Origin of the sequence: uncultured Marinobacter sp., from assembly GCF_947488835.1 — a bacterium.
Lineage (GTDB): Bacteria > Pseudomonadota > Gammaproteobacteria > Pseudomonadales > Oleiphilaceae > Marinobacter.
The window spans coordinates 180,428-202,579 of record NZ_CANLBK010000005.1; the positions used below are offsets into that span (position 1 = coordinate 180,428).

At 50.4% G+C, this 22,152-nt stretch carries 14 protein-coding genes; 5 read left to right on the plus strand and 9 right to left on the minus strand.

All coding sequences use genetic code 11. The features are described 5' to 3' along the window. Nucleotides 1-324: 324 nt before the first annotated feature. The 6 genes from Q0824_RS16185 to Q0824_RS16210 all read right to left on the minus strand — a co-directional run bounded on the left by Q0824_RS16185 (nucleotide 325) and on the right by Q0824_RS16210 (nucleotide 12,749). Nucleotides 325-1,794 carry an ATP-binding protein gene (locus Q0824_RS16185; protein WP_298453131.1) on the minus strand — a complete coding sequence of 490 codons (1,470 nt, stop codon included), beginning with the start codon at nucleotides 1,792-1,794 and terminating at the stop codon, nucleotides 325-327. Then, complete coding sequence (locus Q0824_RS16190; RefSeq protein WP_298453133.1) at nucleotides 1,791-3,191, minus strand: restriction endonuclease subunit S; 1,401 nt, start codon at nucleotides 3,189-3,191, stop codon at nucleotides 1,791-1,793. Before Q0824_RS16190 ends, Q0824_RS16185 begins: the two co-directional genes overlap by 4 nt. Beyond that, on the minus strand, nucleotides 3,188-5,584 hold the full coding sequence (locus tag Q0824_RS16195; RefSeq protein WP_298453136.1) for a class I SAM-dependent DNA methyltransferase: 2,397 nt from the start codon (nucleotides 5,582-5,584) through the stop codon (nucleotides 3,188-3,190). Before Q0824_RS16195 ends, Q0824_RS16190 begins: the two co-directional genes overlap by 4 nt. A gap of 63 nt (nucleotides 5,585-5,647) precedes the next feature. Beyond that, complete coding sequence (hhe, locus tag Q0824_RS16200) at nucleotides 5,648-11,167, minus strand: DUF4011 domain-containing anti-phage protein Hhe (RefSeq protein WP_298453138.1); 5,520 nt, start codon at nucleotides 11,165-11,167, stop codon at nucleotides 5,648-5,650. Nucleotides 11,168-11,592: 425 nt separating this feature from the next. Next, complete coding sequence (locus tag Q0824_RS16205) at nucleotides 11,593-12,510, minus strand: restriction endonuclease (protein ID WP_298453139.1); 918 nt, start codon at nucleotides 12,508-12,510, stop codon at nucleotides 11,593-11,595. Between the two features lie 32 nt (nucleotides 12,511-12,542). After that, complete coding sequence (locus Q0824_RS16210) at nucleotides 12,543-12,749, minus strand: helix-turn-helix transcriptional regulator (RefSeq protein ID WP_298453141.1); 207 nt, start codon at nucleotides 12,747-12,749, stop codon at nucleotides 12,543-12,545. A gap of 150 nt (nucleotides 12,750-12,899) precedes the next feature. Here Q0824_RS16210 and Q0824_RS16215 point away from each other — a divergent pair, with 150 nt between their 5' ends. The 5 genes from Q0824_RS16215 (at nucleotide 12,900) to Q0824_RS16235 (ending at nucleotide 15,577) form a co-directional block, all read left to right on the plus strand. Beyond that, entirely contained in the window at nucleotides 12,900-13,136 is a 237-nt protein-coding gene (locus Q0824_RS16215) for a hypothetical protein (protein WP_298453144.1), read from the plus strand. Next, nucleotides 13,129-14,352 (plus strand): DUF3596 domain-containing protein, encoded by a 1,224-nt coding sequence (locus Q0824_RS16220; RefSeq protein WP_298453147.1) that lies wholly within the window; start codon nucleotides 13,129-13,131, stop codon nucleotides 14,350-14,352. The genes Q0824_RS16215 and Q0824_RS16220 overlap by 8 nt, the downstream gene beginning before the upstream one ends. A gap of 52 nt (nucleotides 14,353-14,404) precedes the next feature. Then, the gene (locus tag Q0824_RS16225; RefSeq protein ID WP_298453150.1) at nucleotides 14,405-14,656 is read left to right on the plus strand and encodes a hypothetical protein; all 252 of its coding nucleotides are present in this window, start codon (nucleotides 14,405-14,407) and stop codon (nucleotides 14,654-14,656) included. Nucleotides 14,657-14,721: 65 nt separating this feature from the next. Then, complete coding sequence (locus Q0824_RS16230) at nucleotides 14,722-15,093, plus strand: hypothetical protein (protein ID WP_298453153.1); 372 nt, start codon at nucleotides 14,722-14,724, stop codon at nucleotides 15,091-15,093. Between the two features lie 121 nt (nucleotides 15,094-15,214). Continuing rightward, nucleotides 15,215-15,577 carry a hypothetical protein gene (locus Q0824_RS16235; protein WP_298453156.1) on the plus strand — a complete coding sequence of 121 codons (363 nt, stop codon included), beginning with the start codon at nucleotides 15,215-15,217 and terminating at the stop codon, nucleotides 15,575-15,577. 45 nt (nucleotides 15,578-15,622) lie between these two features. On the opposite strand, the gene Q0824_RS16240 is transcribed toward Q0824_RS16235, so the two are convergent. From Q0824_RS16240 to Q0824_RS16250, 3 genes are all read right to left on the minus strand, one after another. Continuing rightward, the gene (locus Q0824_RS16240; RefSeq protein ID WP_298453158.1) at nucleotides 15,623-16,240 is read right to left on the minus strand and encodes a DUF6088 family protein; all 618 of its coding nucleotides are present in this window, start codon (nucleotides 16,238-16,240) and stop codon (nucleotides 15,623-15,625) included. Between the two features lie 88 nt (nucleotides 16,241-16,328). Then, nucleotides 16,329-19,397, minus strand: a complete 3,069-nt coding sequence (locus tag Q0824_RS16245) for a site-specific integrase (RefSeq protein WP_298453160.1) — start codon at nucleotides 19,395-19,397, stop codon at nucleotides 16,329-16,331. After that, nucleotides 19,397-21,988 (minus strand): hypothetical protein, encoded by a 2,592-nt coding sequence (locus tag Q0824_RS16250; RefSeq protein WP_298453163.1) that lies wholly within the window; start codon nucleotides 21,986-21,988, stop codon nucleotides 19,397-19,399. The genes Q0824_RS16245 and Q0824_RS16250 overlap by 1 nt, the downstream gene beginning before the upstream one ends. Nucleotides 21,989-22,152 lie beyond the last annotated feature (164 nt).

Consider the following 22,152-nt stretch of genomic DNA (forward strand, 5'->3'; position numbering starts at 1 on the left):
CCAAAATGATCATTTAGACATTTGAAGTGCCGGTAATCAACTTAGCCATCAAATAATAGTTCTTTTTATTCAGTGCCTTGAGGACAGCCTCAATATTTTTGCGCGATCGCGGCCAACAAAAAACTCAGCCAAAAATGTCTAAATCTCGTCTAATCCAGCTTTGTTTTTCCCGTTTAGACGAATGCGCCTCACGCCAACAAAGCTGATAAGCGGCCACCAGTCAAATGAAGCGCAAGAGGCAAGCATATGATTTTAAAGATTTTAACCGAACAGCTCGTCTTGCAGGCTCTTACCCAGTCAAATGACCATCAAATGAGAAATCGCCTACGCCCAAAATGGCACATAACGATATGCCTTCCTATTTGAGTTCGGATCATACAAGCGAATCAATCCGGCCTTTATGGTCTGTTTGAGAATCCGGCTGGCCATGGCACTGTTCGCCTCATCGATACGCAGTCGCTCACGCAAAGAAGTATTGTTCATAGGCTCTCGGTTAACGTACTTCAAACAGCAATGCTGGTAACAGGCTCGAACGCGGTCCTCCGGCTCCATATCTTTATAATCTCGATGGGAGAATAGCACCACTCGTGTATGCTCTTGTGTTTGCTCGAAAATCGGGGCAGGTAACTGATAAATCTCAACCTGGGCAATCACCTTATCAATTCCACTGCCTCGTTCTTCACAGATGCCGATACGGCGCATAAACGATGCAAGTGCTTCGTTTCGACTGCGTGGAGGGCTATCAAGAAAGCGCTGCGTATCGACCAAGGGAACACCGGGATTGGTTATTTCCAGCCGATTTGCAAAAAGTTCTATCATTGGGCCTGTGCCGCTCAGGTTGAAATCCTGATGAATAACAGAATTGGCCACCAACTCGCGCAAAGCCAGCTCAGGATACATGGGTACCTCTTCCCGAAAAGCCTTGCCAATCTCTTCATTCGACGGCAAAAGGGTTTTTAGATAGTCAATTAACCCCTCAAAACCCACGGCATAACCTTTGTTACCCGTAATTTCCCGAATGGTCTCAAGCTTGTTATTGCCCCTGTACTGGATCAACCGTACAGCCTTGCGACCCAGAGCCTGAAAATCTTGCAGGCGCTTTGCGAACAGGATTGCGCCCAAGTTAGTGACGCTCCAGTGACCGCTGTCATTTCGCTCGATCATCTGGTCTGCAGCCAAGGCTGCCAAGATGGCCTCACGCCCTTCGGGTAAAGGCTGGTCAGTCAGGTCAAAATAGGCGGGGTAATCCAATAGCTTTAACACCTCGCCCGCGTCAAGATTCTGAGCCGCAAACTGCTGCTCAAAGGGCACTCGGTCAAACACCCGCCAAAGTTCCCGCTCTTTCTCTGGGAACTCCCGCAGCTTTTTCTTATAGGAGCCCACCCGAATAAACTCGATACCATCGAACTGCACGGGGGTATGCGTCGCAGCCTGTATTTCCAGAATCACCGCCGGCTGCTCATTGGCTGCGACAAACTCGAAAAAGCGGAAATGGATCTTCGGTACCGTTTTCTGTAACAGCCAGCTTTCCAGTTCCTGTTGTTTATGGCGGGCCGCTGAGGGCTTGAAACATGTACCTTTAACCGCGTGAGTCTCGTTTTCCACACCCCAAACGACATAACCGTATTGCTTGCCCAGCAAAGCGGCAGAATTCGCCAACGCAGAGATGTACTCGCCGATCATCGGCGCATCGTCGTTATCCTGTTTGAACTCCACCCACTCGGTTTCCTGGGGTAGTGAACAGAGTTCTTTCAGCAGTGACTGCAGGTAAGCCAGATCGCGGTCCACGGTCATAGAGCTGGTACCTCCTGCATTTCTGGCTTGGGCACTTCGTCACCAGGCTCCACCACTCCTGGCACTTTGACCTTGCCAGTGACGGCGCTGTTGATCAGGGTGGCTTTGTATTCTTTGAGTTTGGTGATTTGTTGGTCAAGCAGTGAGAGGGCCTTATCCTGCTTGGCTGATTCAGTGTTTATGTGTTCAACAATCGCTCGCTGCTCTTCTAACGGTGGCACCAAGGTAATTAGTTGCTTGAATCCGTCCCAGTAGAGCCGTTTTCGGAAGTCGGTGATACCTTTTGAGTTACAGTCCATCTGTTGGATGAAGACCGGTGTTCGGTACTGGTACTCGAAGAACTTCGGCAGAATGCGTGGTGAGGGGGTGGCGATGGTATAAGCCGGGCTAACCATACCTGCGGTACGAACTTCGCCAATCGCGCCCTGCCAGGCGCGCATCATGTTGAAGGCAATGTCTCCGGGACAGACGAGGCTGTACTTGGTCTTGTCTTCAATTTTGACCCGGCCCCGGATGTTGTCTTCATCCGCGACTTCTTCCTCGGAAACTCCGGAATGAATAGAAACGGAAAGCAATGGCAAACCTTCACTGCCCGGTTCTACCCGCTCCTTGAACAAAGTCCGGTTTGCCACGATGTCCCAATGCCCCGGCACCTCCCCAATCCACTCAACCCCGGAATCCCGCATGGGCGCGTCCGGATTGAGGCCACGGGTGACGGCGCTCTGGACCAGGATCTGCTTGCGCTCTTTGAGCAGGCGAATTTGTTGTTCCTTAACGTTAATAGCAGCGTCAATTAAGGTGACTTTATTATCAAGAAACGAAGATATCTCTTTCTGCTCGGAAATTGACGGTAACCAAATCCTTATGTTTTTTAGGATACTTTGAGTAATGCTATATACCTTTACCCCCTTAACCGCTCTTCTAATTTGGCTTCTGAAAGCTGTAGAATCACACAAATACGCTAAAAACCGACGGTCATTCTCTTCCCCAAAGGGCCTTGCGATTACAGTGTGGTAGCCTGCAAATACAACAGCGTCTCTGACTAATTGCGTGAAGTTTCCAGAACCTTCCATATCTTCGGAGGTATCAGCAAAAACAAAATCACCAAGTGAAAGAAGTGAGTTTTTGTTTTTTTTGAGAAATTCTTTACTTACGCATTTTAGCAAATGTTTATTGGGGTCAATCTCGAAACCAAATTTCGAGTGAATCTCTCCGTAATTGACACAAGGAATCCCTTCTTCCTGCAAGTCATCTTTCGTGATGCTTAATCCTCGGCCAAAAGAGAACGCATTTCGAAATCTTTGGATGGTCCAGTGAGATGGGATGCGGCCTAATTGCTCGGCATCAATGTCTTTATAGTCCGTGTAGGTTGCATATTCAGCAAGCACTTCAGTCACTCAACACCCCCAAAAACACTCTCAATGCCAACACCCAAAATCTCCGCGATCACTCCCTCTGCTTCGCGTTCCAGCGCCACAATATCCTTGGCAACGACCTCCATACTGCGTAAAGGCGGGTGCCCGTAAAAATATTTATTAAAGCTGATTTCGTAGCCAATTTTCACCGAATCGAGATTGATCCAAGCCTCTCCCACATGGGGCTTAACCTCATCAAGAAAAAACTGATGAATATCATCTTCCAGGGGAATACTTTCACTGTCGCGCAGGTCGCTGCTGGATTCATAGGTGATATATTCCCCCGCTTTACCTGTGGAGTAATAACCGAAATCAGGCAAGCTGTCCTGGTCGCAAGCCAAATGAGCCAGCAGGCTTTTCAGCTTGTCGCCATTGAGTTTTTCTACCTTGCGGATGACTTTCTCAGCAGTCTCGTTGTACCAACTAACCGCATTGAGAATTTGGTTCTTGTCACTCGCACTGGGTTTGATGCCGGCATCTTTCGCCAGGGCTTTCAGTTCTTGATCTACTGCCACTTTAAAACGGTTATAGTCGCTGAAAATGTCCGTACCTATGGTGTCCATCAAATAGCTGGCCACTTTCACCAAGGTTGCGTGCTTTTTCCAGATTTCGGGGCTCAGCAATTTCTTGCGCTGCTTGGCGTTGAGGTTCAGGTCTTGCTCCTCACACCACTTAACAATGTCTTTTTCCTGCGCTTTCAAGGCGCCGGCTTCGTAGATGCCCTCACCCCACTGTTGATAGGCCCACTCCATGGGCTCACGCAAGGATTTATCAAAGCGCAGGGTTTCAATGCGTTCCTGGCTGAACTGCGCCATGCGGCGGTCCGGGCGTTCAATAGTAACTTTGTGATAACCGAAATCGGTATTGTCGAACACTTGCGCAGCAATGCCATCACCGCCTGCAGGGCGCTCAATACTGGCCAAATCTAAATAGGCCTGAATAATTTCGGCAATGTGTTCTGGTGCAAATTCGCTGTTTTTGTTGCCCAGATTCTTGCGCAGCTTTCGGAACAGTAAACTGGCGTCAATCAGCTGTACCTTGCCACGGCGATGCTCAGGCTTATTATTAGAAAGCAGCCAGATGTAAGTGGTGATGCCGGTGTTATAGAACAAGTTGTTGGGCAGCTGAATGATGGCTTCCAGCAGATCGTTTTCGATAACGTGGCGGCGAATATTACTTTCGCCACTGCCCGCATCGCCGGTAAACAGGCTGGAACCGTTGTGTACAGAAGCAATGCGGGAACCCAAAGCGCCATTACCTGGCGCTTTCATTTTGCTAATCATCTCCATTAAAAACAGGAGCTGGCCATCGCTGGAGCGCGGTATCGCATCGACCTCTTCTTTGTTACCCCAGTAATCCACGAGGGTGATTTTGAAGCGAGGGTCCAAAACATCGCCACCTTCCTTGATGAACTTCTGCTCACTGCTCCAACTTTTGCCGTAAGGCGGATTAGAGAGCATAAAGTCGAAGCGGGTGCCGGCAAACTCGTCTGTAGACAGGGTGGAACCCGGGCGGATGTTGGCCGGATTGTTCCCTTTTATCATCATGTCGGATTTGCAGATGGCGTAGGTTTCGTCGTTGATTTCCTTGCCGTAAAGGTGGATATCACGCTGGGTATCGGGGTTCGGGTACTTCTCTTCGACAAAGTTCTGGGACTCTGTAAGCATTCCACCGCTGCCGCACGCAGGGTCGTAGATGGTCATCACCGGCGGCAAGATGTCTTTAACCGGATCAAAAACCAGATGAGTCATTAGCTCAATCACTTCCCTTGGGGTGAAGTGTTCACCCGCTTCTTCGTTGTTGTCTTCGTTGAACTTGCGGATCAGCTCTTCGAACACATACCCCATACCCAGATTAGTCAGGCCGGGCAGGCGGTTGCCCTCCGGATCATCGATTTCATTTGGGGTTAAGTTGATGTGGGGAGAAGTGAACTTTTCTAACACGTCCAGCAGCACATCTTTGCTGGCCATATGTCGAACCTGGGACTTCAGGTTGAACTTGCTAACAATTTCTTTGACGTTGCTACTGAAGCCGTCAAGGTACTCTTCTACGTTGGCCAACAGGATCTGCTGATTGTTGGTGGCGGTCTTGTAGAGTTTTTTCAGGGTCCACTTACTGGTGTTGTAGAACACGTACCCAGAAGCCGCTTTTAATGCACTTTCGTCCAGTTCTGTAAATTTCATTTCGTCTTGCTGGAACGCCACTTCACCCATAACGGCTTCTTTGCTGGGCTCCAGTAACGCATCGAGGCGGCGCAAAACGACCATTGGCAGAATTACATCGCGGTATTTTCCTCGCACATACACATCGCGCAAACAGTCGTCGGCAATGGACCAAATAAAGGACACTAATTTGTTGTGGACGACCTGATTCACTTATAAAACTCCGTAATTAATCATGTGGCGCGCGTAGTAAAAATTGAGAGGCGATTAAACAGTTCAGTCGAGCAAATCGCCTTGGGCCACTTCTGATCCCGTGACAATATCCAAAACCTGATTCAGAAAAGCCTTAGCCTCTTTAGGTTCGGTCGATCTCCGCAAGTACTCCGGGATCATCTCAACAAACTCAGAAGAGGATACAGGCTCGTGTTCGACTAATGCCTCCATCATTGCTGGCCGCAGCAGGCGACGGTCCTTTGGGGTATTTGGGAATTGTTTAGCAATGATGGTTGAGCCAAAGGCTTCAAGCCGGCCTCGCAAGTCCAACTCGCTGTCGAGCACTTCAGAGACCTCATCCACAGAGTCCACTTCAGCAACCTCAAACTCCTGAACGGCTTCAACATCAAGTTCGAAGGGCTTCGCGTCCACTGGCACTGCCGTTTTTAGCTCATGCAGTTCCCTTATTATCGGCTCAAGCTCACCCTTGGGATTACTGAACCAATCCGTCGACCAGATACGGCGAATACGCCAGCCAAGTCGTTCCAGTACCTCCTGACGCAAGCGATCCCGGTCCCGGGCTGACTTGGCAGAGTGATAGGTTGCACCGTCGCACTCGATCCCCATCAAGAACCGCCCCGGTTTACCGGGATCTTTTACTGCCAGATCAATAAAGAAGCCTGCGACACCTACTTGTGCCTCACACTCAAAACCAGCCTGATGAAGCGCTTCAATGACAGAGACCTCAAAATCACTATCCGGCGCTTTACCCGTGTGGATCGGAGTGCCATCCATGTTGCCCTTCTCGGCATAATCCAGGAAGTTTCGAAGGGCGATAACACCGCGTTTCGACGTCTCCGAGATCAGTATGTCGTCTGAGCGCATGGAGCTGAAGATATGCATCCGTTTCTTTGAACGGGTAAACAGCACGTTCAAACGCCGCCAGCCCACGTCTGAGTTGATTGGGCCAAACCGCTGATAAACTCGCCCACCCACTTCGCCGGGACCGTAGGTACAAGAAATAAAGATCACGTCTCGCTCATCACCCTGAACGTTCTCCAGGTTCTTGATGAACAGGCCGTCTTCCATATTACGAAGGCCATCGACAGCATCAGACACTGCATCGTCTGCCTTGCACTCCTCCTCCACTGCACGCTCTATCTGCTCGCGCTGCTTTGAACTCATCGCAACAATGCCAAGCGACTCATTGGGGTGATTGAGCGCATGCTTTACAACAGCTTTTGCGACAACACCTGCTTCCTCGACATTATATTGGTTAACAAAACGCCCACCTCTGACATAACTGAACTTAACGCCGTATTCCACAGACTTGGCGTGTGGGGATGGGAAAATGACAAGGTCATTGTTATAAAAATTGCGGTTCGAGAAGGCAATCAGGCTCTCGTGCTGTGAGCGATAGTGCCAGCGCAGACGTCGCATTTTGAAAAGAGGCATAGCTGCATCAAGAATACTGTCTGTCTGTGCCAGCGCCGCGCTTTCATCATCATCGTCGTTCATATCCTGACGATCGAAGAAGCTGGTAGGCGGGAGCTGCTTTGGATCCCCTACTACCACAAGCTGTGCGCCACGAGCGATAACGCCGAGCGCATCTTCGGGTTTAACCTGAGAGGCCTCATCCATAACGACCAGATCAAACTGCAGGTGACCAGGTTTAAGGTAGTGAGCTGCAGACATTGGCCCCATCATGAAACAAGGTTTCAACGCCAGCAGAGCGTTACTTGCGCGGTTTACGAGCTGGCGAATTGGAATATGCCTTGTCTTTTTTCCAAGCTCGTTCTCAATCAATGCCATTTCGGTGTATTCAGACTTCCGGCCGCCAGCATTTCCACCTGGGACATGCCGCTCTGCCAAAACACTGGCAATACGCTGGCGCTGCAATTTCTTCAGCTTTTGGTCGTACTCTCGGAAAGTACCTTGGATCGCCTCTTGGCCCTTACCAGAAACACGAGAAAGGTGTGGCCGCGCTGAGAGAATTTCTCTGGACAGCTGGTCATAAACTGCCAAATCCAAGGCTTCGCCTGCACTTTCAATATCGAGCTTACCGCTTGTCACCATGCGCCAGAGTGGCTCCAGGCCCTGCACCTGCATTTCGTTTCTAATGCGAACGAAGTTGACCCAGTCATTCAACCATTCTGGCTTTTGTATCGCGGAGAGATTCCTTTGAAGGAGTTCTTCGATATTCCACTCAGGTTTGGCTAACCACTGAGCGGGGTTGAGCTCCGTCCTGCTCTTGAACTGTTCATAGTTTTCTTCTTGGTCACGCCACGCGGCAAGATAGCCTGCCGCTTCAGCTTTAAGGCTCTCATACTCTTCATGAGTTTTAACCGAGAGGATAGCCTGCCTCAGCGGCTCAAACCGAAGCTTACGCCGAACATAGCTGGCGAAATCCAGTGTTTCCCGAATAGACTCAACGGCTTCTTTATTGTCGGCGTTTGGCCCGATCGACAATTCGACTTGCGGCGCAAAAAGATCATGAAGGAGGTTGCTGTCTTTAAACCGTGCCTGATCGTTTTGCAGCGCTCTTAACTGATCAACACGACTTTCTACTTCTTCAACAGTGAGGTTGCTCTCTTTAAACCATCGCTGAATTATTCGAACCTCAGCTTTCAGTCGTTTGTGTTCTGTGAGCAGTGATCCCTGCTCACCAGTGAGACTGTTGTTTCGATCGAGCTCTTGATCGATGTTTGGAATGACCGCCCGAACGTCATCCAATGCGTCTAGTATTTTTCGTAATCCTCCGGTGAAGCCCTTTTGCTCAAGTTGCTGAATGCCTTTGAACAGTTTCGCATCAAGGGAGAGGATGCGATCACCAACGGGGACGGTCTTACCAAAACCTATTCCATAGGCGCTACGAACCTGCTTGTACCAATTCCTGAGTTTTTTCAAACTATCAACGTCGGTCTCTAGCCCTTTAAACTCGGGGCCTATTTGTCGCTGATAGAGTGCCGAATCGAAAGCTTCCAGAGCCGTCGCATACTCAACCACCTCTCCAGTAACTGCGCTAAGCTCCGCTATTTTCAGGTATGGCTTACTTGCCAATGCCTTCAACCGTTTACGAGCTTGCCACCAGTCTCCCGAGAACCATTTACCCATCCCCTTTCGCAGTGTTTGGGCATGTATGGTCTTTAATTCTCCAGAATCAGGCAGTCTCTCAAGATCAAAAGGTTCAGCGATGGTCTCTCGCAGGGGGCGCAAATGGTTCAGTTTCTCTTCAAGCTCCACAAGAGTTGCATCGAAGTTGTCTTCGTCGAAATGCTCAGAGCGCTGGCTAATCAGCGTGCTATCAAGTTCATCGATCAACGCAATCATCTTGATTGTTGCGCCAAGGCCCTCAACAGTCGGGCCAAAATGCTCACTCAATGGCGCTGGTAGCGCAGCCCCTAACTCCTGTAGCTGCCGAATAAAAGGCGCCAGTGCAGTCTCAATTTTCTCAAGCTTTACGATACCGCGAACAATTTCTGAGAAGCTCGCGTTACGCCCAGCACCCGTCAGCCGGTGTATATCCGGGAAGGCAGGTAAAGCCACACCATCAACGAGTGTCGATAATTTTTCCGAGAAGATGTCTTTTGAAAGCTCCTCGTAGCCTTCCTGAATCTCGCGGTGAAGATGCAGCAGCGTCTCAACTCTAGACTGGGTTATCAGGTCGAGTCGGTCCAGTGCTTGGAACAGCTCTTTGCGAGAGAGCTCGGGCAAATCGCCAAGATCCAAAGCCAATGATTCGCAGCTTTCCAAACCCAACAAACTTGAATCATCGAAGGCCAGGGCTTTTGCGACTTTCTGATTTTGCTCTATCAAAAGCTCTAACGACTGCTGCCATTCCTTTAGGACGGATACTATCTGCCCTGAGTCGAAAAGCTGAATCGCTGTGCTCTCAACTCCAGACCAGGGGTGATCATGAAGACTCGCAACCTGCCCGACCTGCTCTATCATCGCGCGATAGATCTTCTGAAATTCACTAACCTGATCAACCAGCCTCAGCCGATTCACCTCGGTGAGCTCTCCTCCGGAGAGGCCGGCAATATGAACATCTGTCGGGTTTATCTCTAGCTGTTGGCGATAACGCGCAGCTCCACTGAAGATCTCATGGATTGTGCGATTCGTTTTCGCCCAGGGCTCGTTGATCTCCTTCGCATAGTTGTTAAGACGCTCTTTGTACTCTTCGTAACGAGTAACTTCTGCGTCAATGTTCTGCGTGGAGATTAAGTGCTTCTGTTTAACAACGCGGGCGCCGATATCGTCAAGCACCTTTCGCTTTTGCGATTTGTGGCTGTGGAGTTCAAGACAGAAATCGCCTAGTCCAGCCTTATCAAGACGGGCTTTAACCACATCAAGAGCCGCCATTTTCTCCGCGACGAATAGGACTATTTTCCCGCTCAGCATGGCCGCGGCGATCAAGTTGGTTATGGTTTGCGACTTGCCCGTCCCTGGAGGGCCTTCAATAACCAGGTTTTCGCCATTTATTGCGTCAATCAATGCGCTGTGTTGTGAGCTATCAGCGTCATCGATTAACGGATAGAGGTCATGGATCTGTTTGACGTCATCAATATAATGCTCTCCGCCGCTTCCTCGCCCCTCACCCCCAGAACTATTCTCTGAGCTTTTAAAAAAGCGCTGAACAATCGGGTGTTTGATAAGATTTCGGTCATCAAGCGGCCAACGCTCTGGATCCAAATCCAGATACATCAGCATTTTTCCAAAATTCAAAAGGGCAAGTGCGCCATAGCGCCGAACAGACCATTTAGGTTTCGTAGCCTTGATCAGCGTGGCAACGTGATCGAGATAATCTTCGGGAGACTCGCCCTCCCCGACTTCCGGCAATGCGAGGCCGAAATCAAGAGCGAGTTTTTCTTTAAGCGACAGGTTGGGGAGAATATCTTCACCGGTATAACTCACGGTGTACTGATAGGTTCCGCTGTTGTGATCAAGCTTCCCACGACTTAGATGCACCGGAACCGTAAACAGCGGCGCAAGCCTGGTTTTTGAGGAGTCATCGTTTTCTGCCCACTCCAAAAACCCAAGCGACAAGTAGAGAATACTGGCGCCCATTTCCTCTATTGCAGTTTGTGCTTTACTCCTAATCGCACGCAGTCTGGATTCCATTTCCGGCGGATAAAGCAAAACCTGAATAGCATCATCCTGGTGTTTATCATCACCTGGGGCATCCTCTTCCCGTGGCAACTCATAACCAACATCAAAACCGAGTACTTTGGCCCACTCTCGCGCGTCGGGGCTGGGCTTTAACTGCCGCTCTTCACCGCTGTCCTCGTCGACCTCAAGGTAGCCATGCTTGATCAATTGCTCCCGAGTAGGCGGAGCGACGGGTTTGAACTTGAGTTCTCGGTCAGCAAGAAGTTCGTTGCATAGCTGATTTGGCACTTCATCAATGATCCGTAGCGCTGCCCCCTTCTGCTGTATGGGAAAATTCAACAACCTGTTTCGGGCCGTAAGATCCAGAAGTTTTTTACGCATGAGCTCTAAAGACTCAAGTACGAAAGGATCTGCCGAGCCAAGGAAGCTTTCCACTGTTTCGTGGCCTTGCTCTGTAGTCTTCAGTTCGCTCAATTTCGTTATCCTTTTCGAAACCTTAAGTTTTTGCTCATGTAACTCAACCAAGCCAGCTCTTGGTTGAGGCAGCTCTGTTTGAGCACCTGAAACATCATCATTAGCAACCATGAACAGCTCAACCCGACGCTTGAGCTGTTTGGCTGCACTCGTTTTTCGAAATTTCAGCTCGAAGAGGACTACTTTAAGAAGGGTTTTGTCCTGCTTACTCGCATTAACTAGTTCAGTCAATTTCGAAATATCTAACGCGAGATATGGCCTCCGTTCCATAATGCCCCTGCCACAGCTTAGGTTGTAGGATTGGATTGTCACGAATGTGTGATGTTTTGCTACAGCGTAACAAAAATGCTCCAACCTCTAATTCGAGAATATTGCTTGGTCTTAACCTCGTGCACACCAGACATACATCTGGTTAATTCTTGCGGTCAATCCTCAATAAAATAATCTGTATCGACCTGCTTCACTTCAAAAACTTCTTTCACGTTTACGCCAAGATTGTTCTCGATCATCAGCTGGGCAAGTTCACGCCCATCAATCAGTACGACCTTCATATCCAGCCCTGCTGCCGCATCTCGCGCCCCTACTGAAAAGTCAGACGTAGTAAGGAATACCCCTTTTCGTGCTCGTTGGCGGGTCAAGGCGCCTATAAACTTATCTATCTCGGGGCGGTGAACGGTGTTAACCCAACGCTTGGCCTGTAGGTAAATCGTATCAAGGCCAAGCTTATCTTCCTTGATGATACCGTCGATGCCGTCGTCGTTAGTGGCTTGAGTGGCTTGTCCTGCCTCCTTTCTGGAACCGCCGTAACCCATGGAAATCATCAGGTCGACAACCAGCTTCTCAAAAAACGATGGCGAAGCACTTCTCACTGTTTCCAAGACTTCATCAGCAAGACTTTCCATCAAAGACAGATGCGCGGCTGCCAATTCCTCATCGGGTGTTCCGTTGCTTACCTCCGTGAGTTCGGGCTGCTTTGCAAGGTTTGCGTCAACGTTCGGCTTCTGAGTGTGGAAATCTTTAAACTCGGGAAACTGCTTTAGCCAAGCGACACTGATGCGCTCTGGTCCGCTCTGTAAAACATCCCGCCCACGCTCAGTAATTTGCACCATGCCCCGTTGCGGAATGGTAAGAAGCCCAGCCTTGTTAAGGTAGGTCCTCGCCCAGCCAACTCTATTGTTGATTACCGTTTGAGTGCCTGACGGCAGTCGCTCCCTTCTTTCTTCATCTGTTAAGCCAAACGCATCTTTCACGATCTCCCGCACATCAGCCAAAGACCTGGTCTCGCCATCACCTACCGACTGGAGAACTGGCCGCATTACCGTTTGAAAATCAGGGATCGCCATGACTTGTACTACTCCATACCAGAACGTTTTAGCTATTCAGAATCCACAAGCTCAAATAATTCGCCGACTTCGCATTCGAGATAGCGGCACAGAGCTTCAATGACGTCGAGCTCTACCCTACTGGCTGTTTCGTGATACAGCCGAGTAATCGTGCCTCGGTTAACGCCTGTTTCCCTCGCCACATCAACAATCTTCACTTTCCTTTCGCCCATCAACTTGGACAGATGGCACTTAATCATTTGGCCCACCAAAGAACTATTTAACCCGCAGGAGATCAAAAAGACTTGTTAAAGGTCTTTAAGGGTGCATAATGGTCTTCAGGAGGTCATTTTAACCTTAAGAAACACGGCTTGCCCTCCAGCACCCGAAGATAGCAAAGGAGTAGTCCTATGTCACAGGTATATCTAACCACCCAAGAACTCGCCGAGCGCATCAAGTATGACGTTCGCACCATTCGTGAGCGCCTTAAAGATTCCGTGCTACTGGAAGGCGTTCACTACATCCGCCCGTTTGGTGGCAGGAAAATCCTCTACATCTGGGATGTGATTGAACAAGACATGATCGGGCATTCAACAAACTATGTCTTTAGCGTTCCAATGGCTGGGGGAGGTGTGTGCCGTGGGTAAGATCGTAGAGCGCCCTGAAACAGGCAAACTATTCTTTGATTTTCGTTATGCCGGAATGCGCTGTCGGGAACAAACCACTCTCGATAACACACCTGCAAACCGGAAAAAGCTGGAAACAATACTCAAGAGGCTTGAAGCAGAAATCACTTTAGGGTCGTTCGAGTATCACAAGTACTTCCCCAACAGTTCATTGGCCCAGAAGTTCACCAAACAGGCGGAAGTTCAGAAAGCGAGGGAAGCTCATGACACGCCGCTCTTTAAGGAGTTCTCTCAGGATTGGGTAGGGGAAATGAAAATCCAGTGGCGTCAGTCACACGCATCGACAATAGAGGGCACTTTGAAGAACTACCTCACGCCCTATTTTGGGGAAAAAGAGGTTGGCCACATCACTAAAAAAGACATTCTCGAATTCCGGGCCTCACTCGCCAAAGTAACAACCCGGAGCAAGAAGAGTCTTTCTGCCAGTCGTATCAACAAAATCATGACGCCTTTGCGCATGATCCTCAGCGAGGCAGCCAACCGATATGAGTTTAGCTCACCCTATCACGGGATTAAATCACTGAAAGTCCCCCGAACGGATGTGGAGCCTTTCAGCATTGAAGAAGTAAGGCAGATCATTAATACCGTCCGGCCGGACTTTCGGAACTACTACACAGTCCGGTTCTTCACTGGTATGCGTACAGGGGAAATCGATGGACTGCAGTGGGAGCACGTGGATTTCCAGCGGCGCCAGATCCTGGTTCGCCAAGCGCTGGTTGAGGGCCGCCTGGAATACACAAAAAACGACGGCTCCTTCCGCACTATCGAGATGTCGCAAATGGTGATCGACGCGCTGACCGACCAGAAGCGTGCCACTGGAAACATGAACTTTGTTTTCTGCACTCGAACCGGCGGTCCTATCAGTCACCACAACATAACGAAACGGGTTTGGTACCCATTGCTCAGCCATTTGGGCCTGCGAAAAAGGCGGCCATATCAGACCCGCCATACCGCGGCGACACTCTGGTTGGCGTCTGGCGAAAGCCCCGAATGGATCGCTCGACAAATGGGACATACAACCACAGAGATGCTGTTCCGTGTCTACTCCCGGTTCGTTCCCAACCTTACTCGGCAGGATGGTTCGGCCTTCGAGCGCCTGCTTCGACAAAACTTCGATACCACCAGTTCAAAAGCTTCCGAACTCAAACAGCTCAGCGAGGTGACTCATGCACAGTAATATTTTCCCGATTAGGCCTAATCACGCCCATCTCGAACAACCTGAGCCACACATGCTCAAACGCGAGGATGTAAGGAAGCTCGCTGCTGCTCTGGTTATCGCACTGAACATCGCGCCGGGGAAAGCTTTGGTCCTATCTCTGGGGCAAGGCCACGAGGCTTCGAATTTTGAGGCCGTCGAGTCCTGGGTGAGAGCGGCACTTGCTCGTGAGCAACTGCGGCCTGGGAGGTTCGCTCTGCAGTCACTGCTTCCAGCCCTTGAGAGCCGTCTGCACACCATTTCTGAAACACTGCCACAACTTTAAATCCAGCGCCCCTCTCTAAATATTGCGCATGCCGTAAGGGAGGGGTGGCTTAAAGGAGTTACACGATGACGTTTAATCCAACTATCGCCCTTTTGTTATTCATCACTTCCATTTCCATAGGCGCGTTACTGATCTATCTGAAAATAACACCCGGTTCTCTGCGTGATGAAAAGACAAACACGACCGATGCAATTCTGCCTCCGGCAGAGCATTTGATTCTGTCCAGTGAGGGCTTCTATGTGTACCAATCCGTGAGCCCATACCCAGGTCAGAGCCCGGTGTATTACCTTGATATCGACGACCGAATCATCACAGCCATACGCGATGCTTCTTCGCGGCAATACGCTGGCATTCGGTGCGTACTGTCTCAAGAGGTTATGAAGCAATTTGTCAGTGCTGTGCACTTTGCGCCCGAAGCCGGAGAGGCTTCGTCCTGAATATACCAATTCCGTTGCACCACGATTAGGCCTAATCGTGGTGCAACGCGGCGGCCTGCTCACTCAAAAACCCTGAGGCTGAGTGAGCAGACCCTTCTACTATTAAAAAGAGGAAAAACCCATGATTCACCCGATGGTTCTGGTATTCGTAATTATTGTGATCTTGAGCATTTGCTTTGCAGTGATTTATCTATTCGCTGAGTTGTATTCCCGTTCTGAAGTCAGGCGCCATGGGCTTGAGCGGGATAGATATGACACTGCTGTCGAAGTGGCTGTGGGGGAAACCTACGCAATCCGCGATCTGCAGAATGATGAAGGTCTGAACAACAGCGCATTCTTAACCATCATCAGCCCAAAATCCCACAACCTAGTACCGGAAACCATGGGCTCACCTGCCTGCATCCATATAGAAACCGATGCTAAGGTCATGGATGAGATCGCCGTATCCTGGATCCAGCATCGAGGTTTGACCTACACCAGGTGAAAAACGTAAGCACTTAAAAAAAAGAATAAAATAATAAAAAGAGAATCAAACCAGAATCGATCGCGCCCAAACGAGCTTACCTGTAAGCACTTCCAGCAACATTGCCTGCTCTTTCGAAGTCAGTGCCTGGAAGGCCTTGGTGAAAGCTTCCCTTTCCTGTGCCGCGTAATTCTCACCGGCATAGCAAAATGCCACCCATAACCCGGCAACTCGCTTTTTCTCAGATCTCGACAATCCCGTTAATAGCCCCACAGTGGATTCGAAAGCTCGATTGTAATCAAACTCAATGACTGCTTTGCCCAGTGCGACAGGTTTGATCCGTTTCGTTGCTAAATACCTGGGCTTCAACGGAAGCTGCGTCGAGGCTCCAATGTCGTTCAAGATTCTTGCACCGGCAGGGACAATTAATACCTCCCGATTCCTCTCCAAGGCAGACACAACGTCCTCTGGAGACGGCAAAACCTCACCAAACCGAGTATGTTTCGCGCGCCACCATAGACCGCGATCAATGTGCAGTAATTCTCCAGACGCAGCTAGTCGCTCAAGCACTCTGGAAGTCACGCTCTCATGCCCGCGAAAGTGGTTTACGATCTCTCGGCGCATGAACACGCTGCGGCCAGGGCGCTGCCGGATGTGCTCTGTAATGCTCTTAGTTACACTCATAAAACACCGGCTAACATTGAGAGCTACTCCCATTTTTGTTTGCGTAAACTGCTTGCGTCGCCCTAATAGCATTCTAGCGTTTTGAACACTATTGATCAGTCCAATTCCTAGATCGCAGTACGGGCTCTGCAGTGGCAAGCATCACCATGAAATAGCGGTATCCAAATGAGCGTCCATCGTAACCATCTGCCTCACCTCCAAAATTTGGCGCTATAAAAAGCCATTTGGCCTCAACCTTCTTTTCTTCGTTCACGGGCGCCCTGAGCTGAATCATATCTCTGTAGGTCAGCCCCAAGGCTTCTTTCCACTGCGCCCGATAGGGTGACCGCTTTCTCAAGTCACTGTTGGCAAATTCGATCTCCCGACGCTGGAATCCCAGCATTTCGAGAAATCGAAGATATTTCTTCGCCATATCGGGCGTTTCAGGTTCTCGAAATATCAGTGGCGTTGTTGTCTTCCACTGGTTATGGACGTAGTAGTCAACGATCTCCCAAACCAAGTCCGGATCTTCGTGCAAAACGCTTGAGACGCGGCCGATGAGTTCTTCATAGAGTTCTCGGCTGCGTCGAGTCACAGGTTCGGTATGAAGGTTGATTGACTCCGCATCAGGCTCCTCATTACTGGGGCCGGAAAACCGGTGCCTAGCGCTCTGCGGCCGTTGTGGGTTGCTCCTGAGCCCAACCAAGTACTCTATCCTGGCTTCGAGCAGTTGCCCTTCCTCAAGGCTTAGCCCAAATCGCTTGACCAAAATTTCTCTATCGGTAAAAGTCCTCTGGCGATACTTCAGATACCGCTGAATGGATGCGAGTATTGCCTGGATCGTTCCCTCTTCAAACTCGGCGTCCGAGCTTGGCTGATCCGTTGGGTTGATGGTCGTTATTCGGTTTGGATGCTCCTCCCTGACTCGGCCCAAAAGACCTTCGACACCGCGTTGTTTTAGTAGCCGGTACGCAGAGGAGGTGGGTATGCCCGACGCGCCAATCAGCGCCTTTTCTTCAAATAGCTCCCTGCGCTCATCAATAGCTACCGCCGCTAGATCCATCGTGTGGATGTAATGCTCAAGGCTCATATCGGGGCTTGCGTGCCCGAGCAACCGAGCGACGGCATACAAATCTGGTCGATGCCGCCCTTTTAGCAGTCGCTCGTAGAAATGAGGTGATTGGTTCAGCCACTCTTGCGTCAGTGGCTGTTCAGGAAAAAGCACTCGCCCTTTACCATGGTGAGCCAAAGACAACCTCAGAAAGGTCCAGCTAGCAAAGCTATGACGAAGGTGGTGGTAACGTAAAGAGGTGTCTCCCGTCACCGCTCGCATATGCCGGTGGAGAATAGGAATTACTTTCTCCTGATCAATCGGCATCCACCCTTTCTTTGGAACGGAAAACAACGCATCCGTGCGAGCAGTTGCCCGCTCCTCTTCTTTTCGACGCTTCACCCAATCAGTTAAAAGGGTGAGCTCGTCTTGCTCCAGTAACGCATAGAGCGGAAGCCTCCGCACTGCATTCGCTGTCTTCAATTCGCGCCCCATGTAACGCCGAACAATAATTTCCTGCCGACCCAAAAGATGGACATCTTGAATTCTAAGCATCAGCGTCTCCATCCGCCGCAAGCCACACCGAAACCCCAAGATGAAAATCAGTTCGGCAATTACTGGGAGGTCCTCGGCAATCAGCTCCAGGTCGGCTTCTCTGATGCGGCAACGAATCTTCTGGTAGTCATCCAAGCTGATGAGGTTTGCATCCACCGGCTGGAGAACCGAGCCACCCCCAAGATTCGTAATCTCTGAAATCTTTGGTACACCGCAGGTGCTGTGCAAAAAGAAATGGAACTCTCGGAGCCCTGCACAAAGCTTGTTGCGGAGCCCTCCGTTCGAGGCGCCTGAAACTACTTCCGTATACAGCTCATCAAACTCGGAATTGCCATAGTTCCTGATATCCCCCTCGCCTGCTAAAGACACAACACGCGTGCCTGTTTGGCGCACGTATTGATCAATAGTCGAGAGGGAAAGCCGCTTACCGGAGGAGGCTGGTTTCGTGCATAGATGAAGTGCCCATTCTGCCAACAACTTCTCTGTTGCACCGAAGGGATCTTGTTCATTTTCAAGCAGAGCTCTAAGCTTCTTTCCGGCACTTTCCCGATCAGTCGATTTCAGGGCGCTCCAAATGCTCACACCCCACTCAAAGGTCTCCAAACCCGCCTCTGAATCATCATCGAATTTGGAATACTTATCGCCATCGATTGAATATTGCGGGGACTCTCCAGGAGCACCTGAAGCAGGAAAGACACCGTTCAGGCGCTGCCATACTTCTGGTCTTAGCGAATGACTGATATGGCCCCGTGCCATGAATGCCCCCAAACATACCGGCAACTCATGGTAAGTCAGTGCTTTGCTGGCCCCAATGAACTCCGAAAAATTCTTTGGTGGCTTATCGATCTCATCGCACTTGTTGAACCACAAGCGAATGAACGGCCATAAAGCCTTCGCTGGTGTTTTTTGCTGCCCAACATCGTCCGATGCTTCGACCTTGAGTTGAAGAAAAATCAATTCCGTTACAGCGTCAGGAAACCACCGACGACGCTCGAGATCTTCAATCCCACGCCAGGGCAACTGAAGGTCCAAGTGTGCCTGCTCTTGGATGACTATTAGCCTCTGGCTTGCCACTTTGAGAAGCTGATGCAGAGCAGTCCCGTCCACAAGGCCGCCGTTAAGTGCAGCGCTAACAAGAAAGGCCCCAAGGCTCACACGTGAATCCATAGCGCGAATTGAGGCCGTCTCGATCCACCTGTTAAACGACAAGCGCCATTCCTCTGCCCGCTCGGCCTGCACGGGCGCAAAATCTTTAAAGACGCTGGGCTGTGGATCAAGTCGGATGGGTACAGAGGGCAGAGGAAGCTCGTGACCACCCGTGCGATTGGCATATTCAACAAACACACGAAGAAATTTTCCGTATCGAGTAGCCGAGCTCTTACCAAGGCTTTGGTGGACGCTCTTTTCCAGAGCCCGCATCTCCTCGGGATCGCATGATTGCTCTGATCGCCCGGAGAGAATAGCAGCGCCAGCTAACTCACTACCGAGCAGAAAGTCCTTCACGCACTCAGCAGTCTTACGTGTATCCTCCTCCAATTCCAGCGCAAAAAAGCTGTCCCAGACACGATCCATCAGCTCCACCCTCCAGCAAGACGGCTAGCAACCGGCTCGAACGTCAGCTCATTTATGATCGGCTCCAGATAGTGCACCATCATGTCGCGGTACTGTTTTGTAGAAAGCGAGGAATACCGACACCAAGGTTCTTCGCCATAGCTTGCATGCCCCATGAATGCATTCACATAATCTGCGGGGCAACCGGCCTCCTTTAACTCCATTCGCATAAAGCGCCGGTGGGCATTTGCGGGCAACCCCAGGAAATCATCCAACTGTTTTTGCATAGTTCGGGGGCGAACCTCCTGAGTTCCCGACCGATCGTTGCTTTCCGAAATAAAAAAACAGGGGGCTATCTCTACCTCTCCACCGCGCTTCAGCCTAGGCTGGTAACCTGCGGACAGTACCTGCAAGTGCCGTTCGTAATGTTCCAATTGTCGGCAAACGGCGTCTGGTAAATAGCTCAGACGGGTCTTTCGCTTGTGCTCATCATCTTTGTCGGCGATCACCGTGACGCACAAATGCTCATTCACTTCGTCAAGCACAAGGAATGGCGTTTTTACCGCGCGGTATCCTGTAGCAAAGGCGAGCATCTGGACCGTATAGAACGTATAGATGTTGTGGTAGAGGGCAAAATTAGCCCATCCAGAATAGGTTCGAGCGGAGCGGAGCCGGCGTTTCAAGTCAGCCACAGCTTTAACAACCGCCTCCTTCGAGGCACACGCTCGACTCCCCACATAAGAGGCCAAATGCTCTGCCCCTTTGAGATGCCTTTCGAAATTGAGATCTAACTCCAGTTCCGCATGCTCCGCCAGATTTAGCGCAGTTTGAACGTAGGTATCAAAAAGATCCCCTTCCCCTGGGGTGTAGTAGTAGCATTTCGTTTGGGCAAGAACGTGTGGCTGGCCAGTTATCGCTACCGCATCCACCACATCTCCGGTTTCAGCCGTAACCGCATCAAACATAACCTTTTCCCAGCGACCCCACGTTATTCGCTCTGACTCCCCAGCCTCCTGGATAAGCATTTTGAAAGCCTTTTTGCACTCCTTGATGGGGGTGGTGAAAAGCTTTGTTTTCGGAGATGGGGTCAAACCACGCGTTTTAAGGTATCGCAGTACAGAGTCACCGATTCCGCTCAGATCTGGCAGAAGAACGTGCTCTACTTGGGGCCTGACAACCTCATCTGGCACTCTGAGTAGCGATTTATATTCGGGAAATGTCGCCTTAACTCGCCAACGGCTTTCGCCGGTGGAGGTCACTAAGCACAGGGGAGCATGACTACGCCTGTTAGAGCCGGCTGGTTGAACACGAAGATCCCATGCTTTCTCCCACGAGGCGCCTGTCCACAAAACAATTAGAACTAATAGCGCGAGTTCATAGCGCGCTCTATCCTCAGTCGCCCCCCTGATGAACGATTCTGTTTTTAGATAACAGTTCGCTTGGGCTACTACGTTATGAATTTCTTGGTCAGTCAAAGACTGATATCGCCAAGGAAGGTACTGATTGGCCATTGCGATATGACGAGATTGATTTCTTGCCCTGAGAAAGAGCAAGGCAGGGTTGGTGGGTGGCTGTCTGCCTCCTTTTTCACTGGAGCCTGGGGGCTCTGAAAAAAAGTAGATGCCCAGCCCGTCATCAAAGGGCGGCTCATCATGCTTCAAGCGGTTCGCTACCACGCCTTGTGGGGGAAATGCTGGCACGTACCAATCGGAAGCGCCGGCTCCTGTATCTACGGAGGAGCCATCCACAATTTCCTGAAAGTCAACGTAACCTGGCTCGCCTTCCCCACCTCCGCCGCCCTCGCGCTCATAGCTTTCCCTAGACGACCAAGACCGTGTCCCGTAAGCACGCTCAATGAAGTAAACAAAAGATCGCAGTCCGGTTTGCCGTCTTTCTTTAGCCCTATCAATCTGACGTATATCTGCAGAATGGGCGACTGAATTAATGTTCCAAAGACATGTTCGAACCTCTCGTCCGAACTTCGCGGGAAGCACAAAGGGCTCAGTGGCCATGAGTTCTTCTTCTGCAACACTGTGGCTCAAATCCCGTAGCGCAAGTCCCATTGCGTGGGCGCTTTTCGGCGAATCAAGCAGTGGACTATCACCTTCGTATTTTTCATAGTCCTCTCGCGAATGGGTTTCTCGTACCACACGAGCGTGCGCACACAGAGCTTGAGCCTGCAGCGCTGAGTATCGAGACTGTAGTTCGGGGTTTTCCTGGCGATTCCACAAGGCGCAATACAGAGGGTGCCTCGTAAAACCTTTTCTCAACAGCGGGTTGTCTCTAGGCCCTCTCGGCCGTTCATCAAAGGATGGCCCGATGGCCTCCACTAAATCTTCGACGTTTTCAGCGACCCACAGGCACAGAGATTGCCACAGTCCAAAATTGACGCCCTCTTCACTAGATAGCCATTCTTCACTGGGAAACCTAAGTATCTCGACCAGATTCCTGCTGATTTGGGCAAAGGCCAGCAACTGTGGGTGGGCGTTGATCTGATAGAAGAAATCTCTGACAAGCGTTGGTGGATAGCCTGCCTCTTCTGCCTTTTCGATAAATATCTGCTGAGGCCTGCTGTCCTTGGGTGCAAGCCACACAAGTGCCTTTCTAGCCATGGCTCGCCCTCCCTTTTCCAAATCGCATGGTTCGACGATAGGCTGCTTTTGAAGGGAAAGGATGCGGCAACTCCAAATCGCTGCTCCTGTAGTGGTCAACTAATCCCGGACAGTATTTTAAGGTTTTCCTCTGCTGCAACGGGAGAAATGCCACCGTTGAACGT

What these genes read in the sequence shown, in the direction of transcription:
- Q0824_RS16185 (WP_298453131.1), bottom strand. Translation starts at nt 1,794, where the DNA reads ATGACCGTGGACCGCGATCTGGCTTACCTGCAGTCACTGCTGAAAGAA.
- Q0824_RS16205 (WP_298453139.1), bottom strand. Translation starts at nt 12,510, where the DNA reads ATGGCGATCCCTGATTTTCAAACGGTAATGCGGCCAGTTCTCCAGTCG.
- Q0824_RS16210 (WP_298453141.1), bottom strand. Translation starts at nt 12,749, where the DNA reads ATGATTAAGTGCCATCTGTCCAAGTTGATGGGCGAAAGGAAAGTGAAG.
- Q0824_RS16215 (WP_298453144.1), top strand. Translation starts at nt 12,900, where the DNA reads ATGTCACAGGTATATCTAACCACCCAAGAACTCGCCGAGCGCATCAAG.
- Q0824_RS16225 (WP_298453150.1), top strand. Translation starts at nt 14,405, where the DNA reads ATGCTCAAACGCGAGGATGTAAGGAAGCTCGCTGCTGCTCTGGTTATC.
- Q0824_RS16230 (WP_298453153.1), top strand. Translation starts at nt 14,722, where the DNA reads ATGACGTTTAATCCAACTATCGCCCTTTTGTTATTCATCACTTCCATT.
- Q0824_RS16235 (WP_298453156.1), top strand. Translation starts at nt 15,215, where the DNA reads ATGATTCACCCGATGGTTCTGGTATTCGTAATTATTGTGATCTTGAGC.
- Q0824_RS16240 (WP_298453158.1), bottom strand. Translation starts at nt 16,240, where the DNA reads ATGAGTGTAACTAAGAGCATTACAGAGCACATCCGGCAGCGCCCTGGC.
- Q0824_RS16245 (WP_298453160.1), bottom strand. Translation starts at nt 19,397, where the DNA reads ATGGATCGTGTCTGGGACAGCTTTTTTGCGCTGGAATTGGAGGAGGAT.
- Q0824_RS16250 (WP_298453163.1), bottom strand. Translation starts at nt 21,988, where the DNA reads ATGGCTAGAAAGGCACTTGTGTGGCTTGCACCCAAGGACAGCAGGCCT.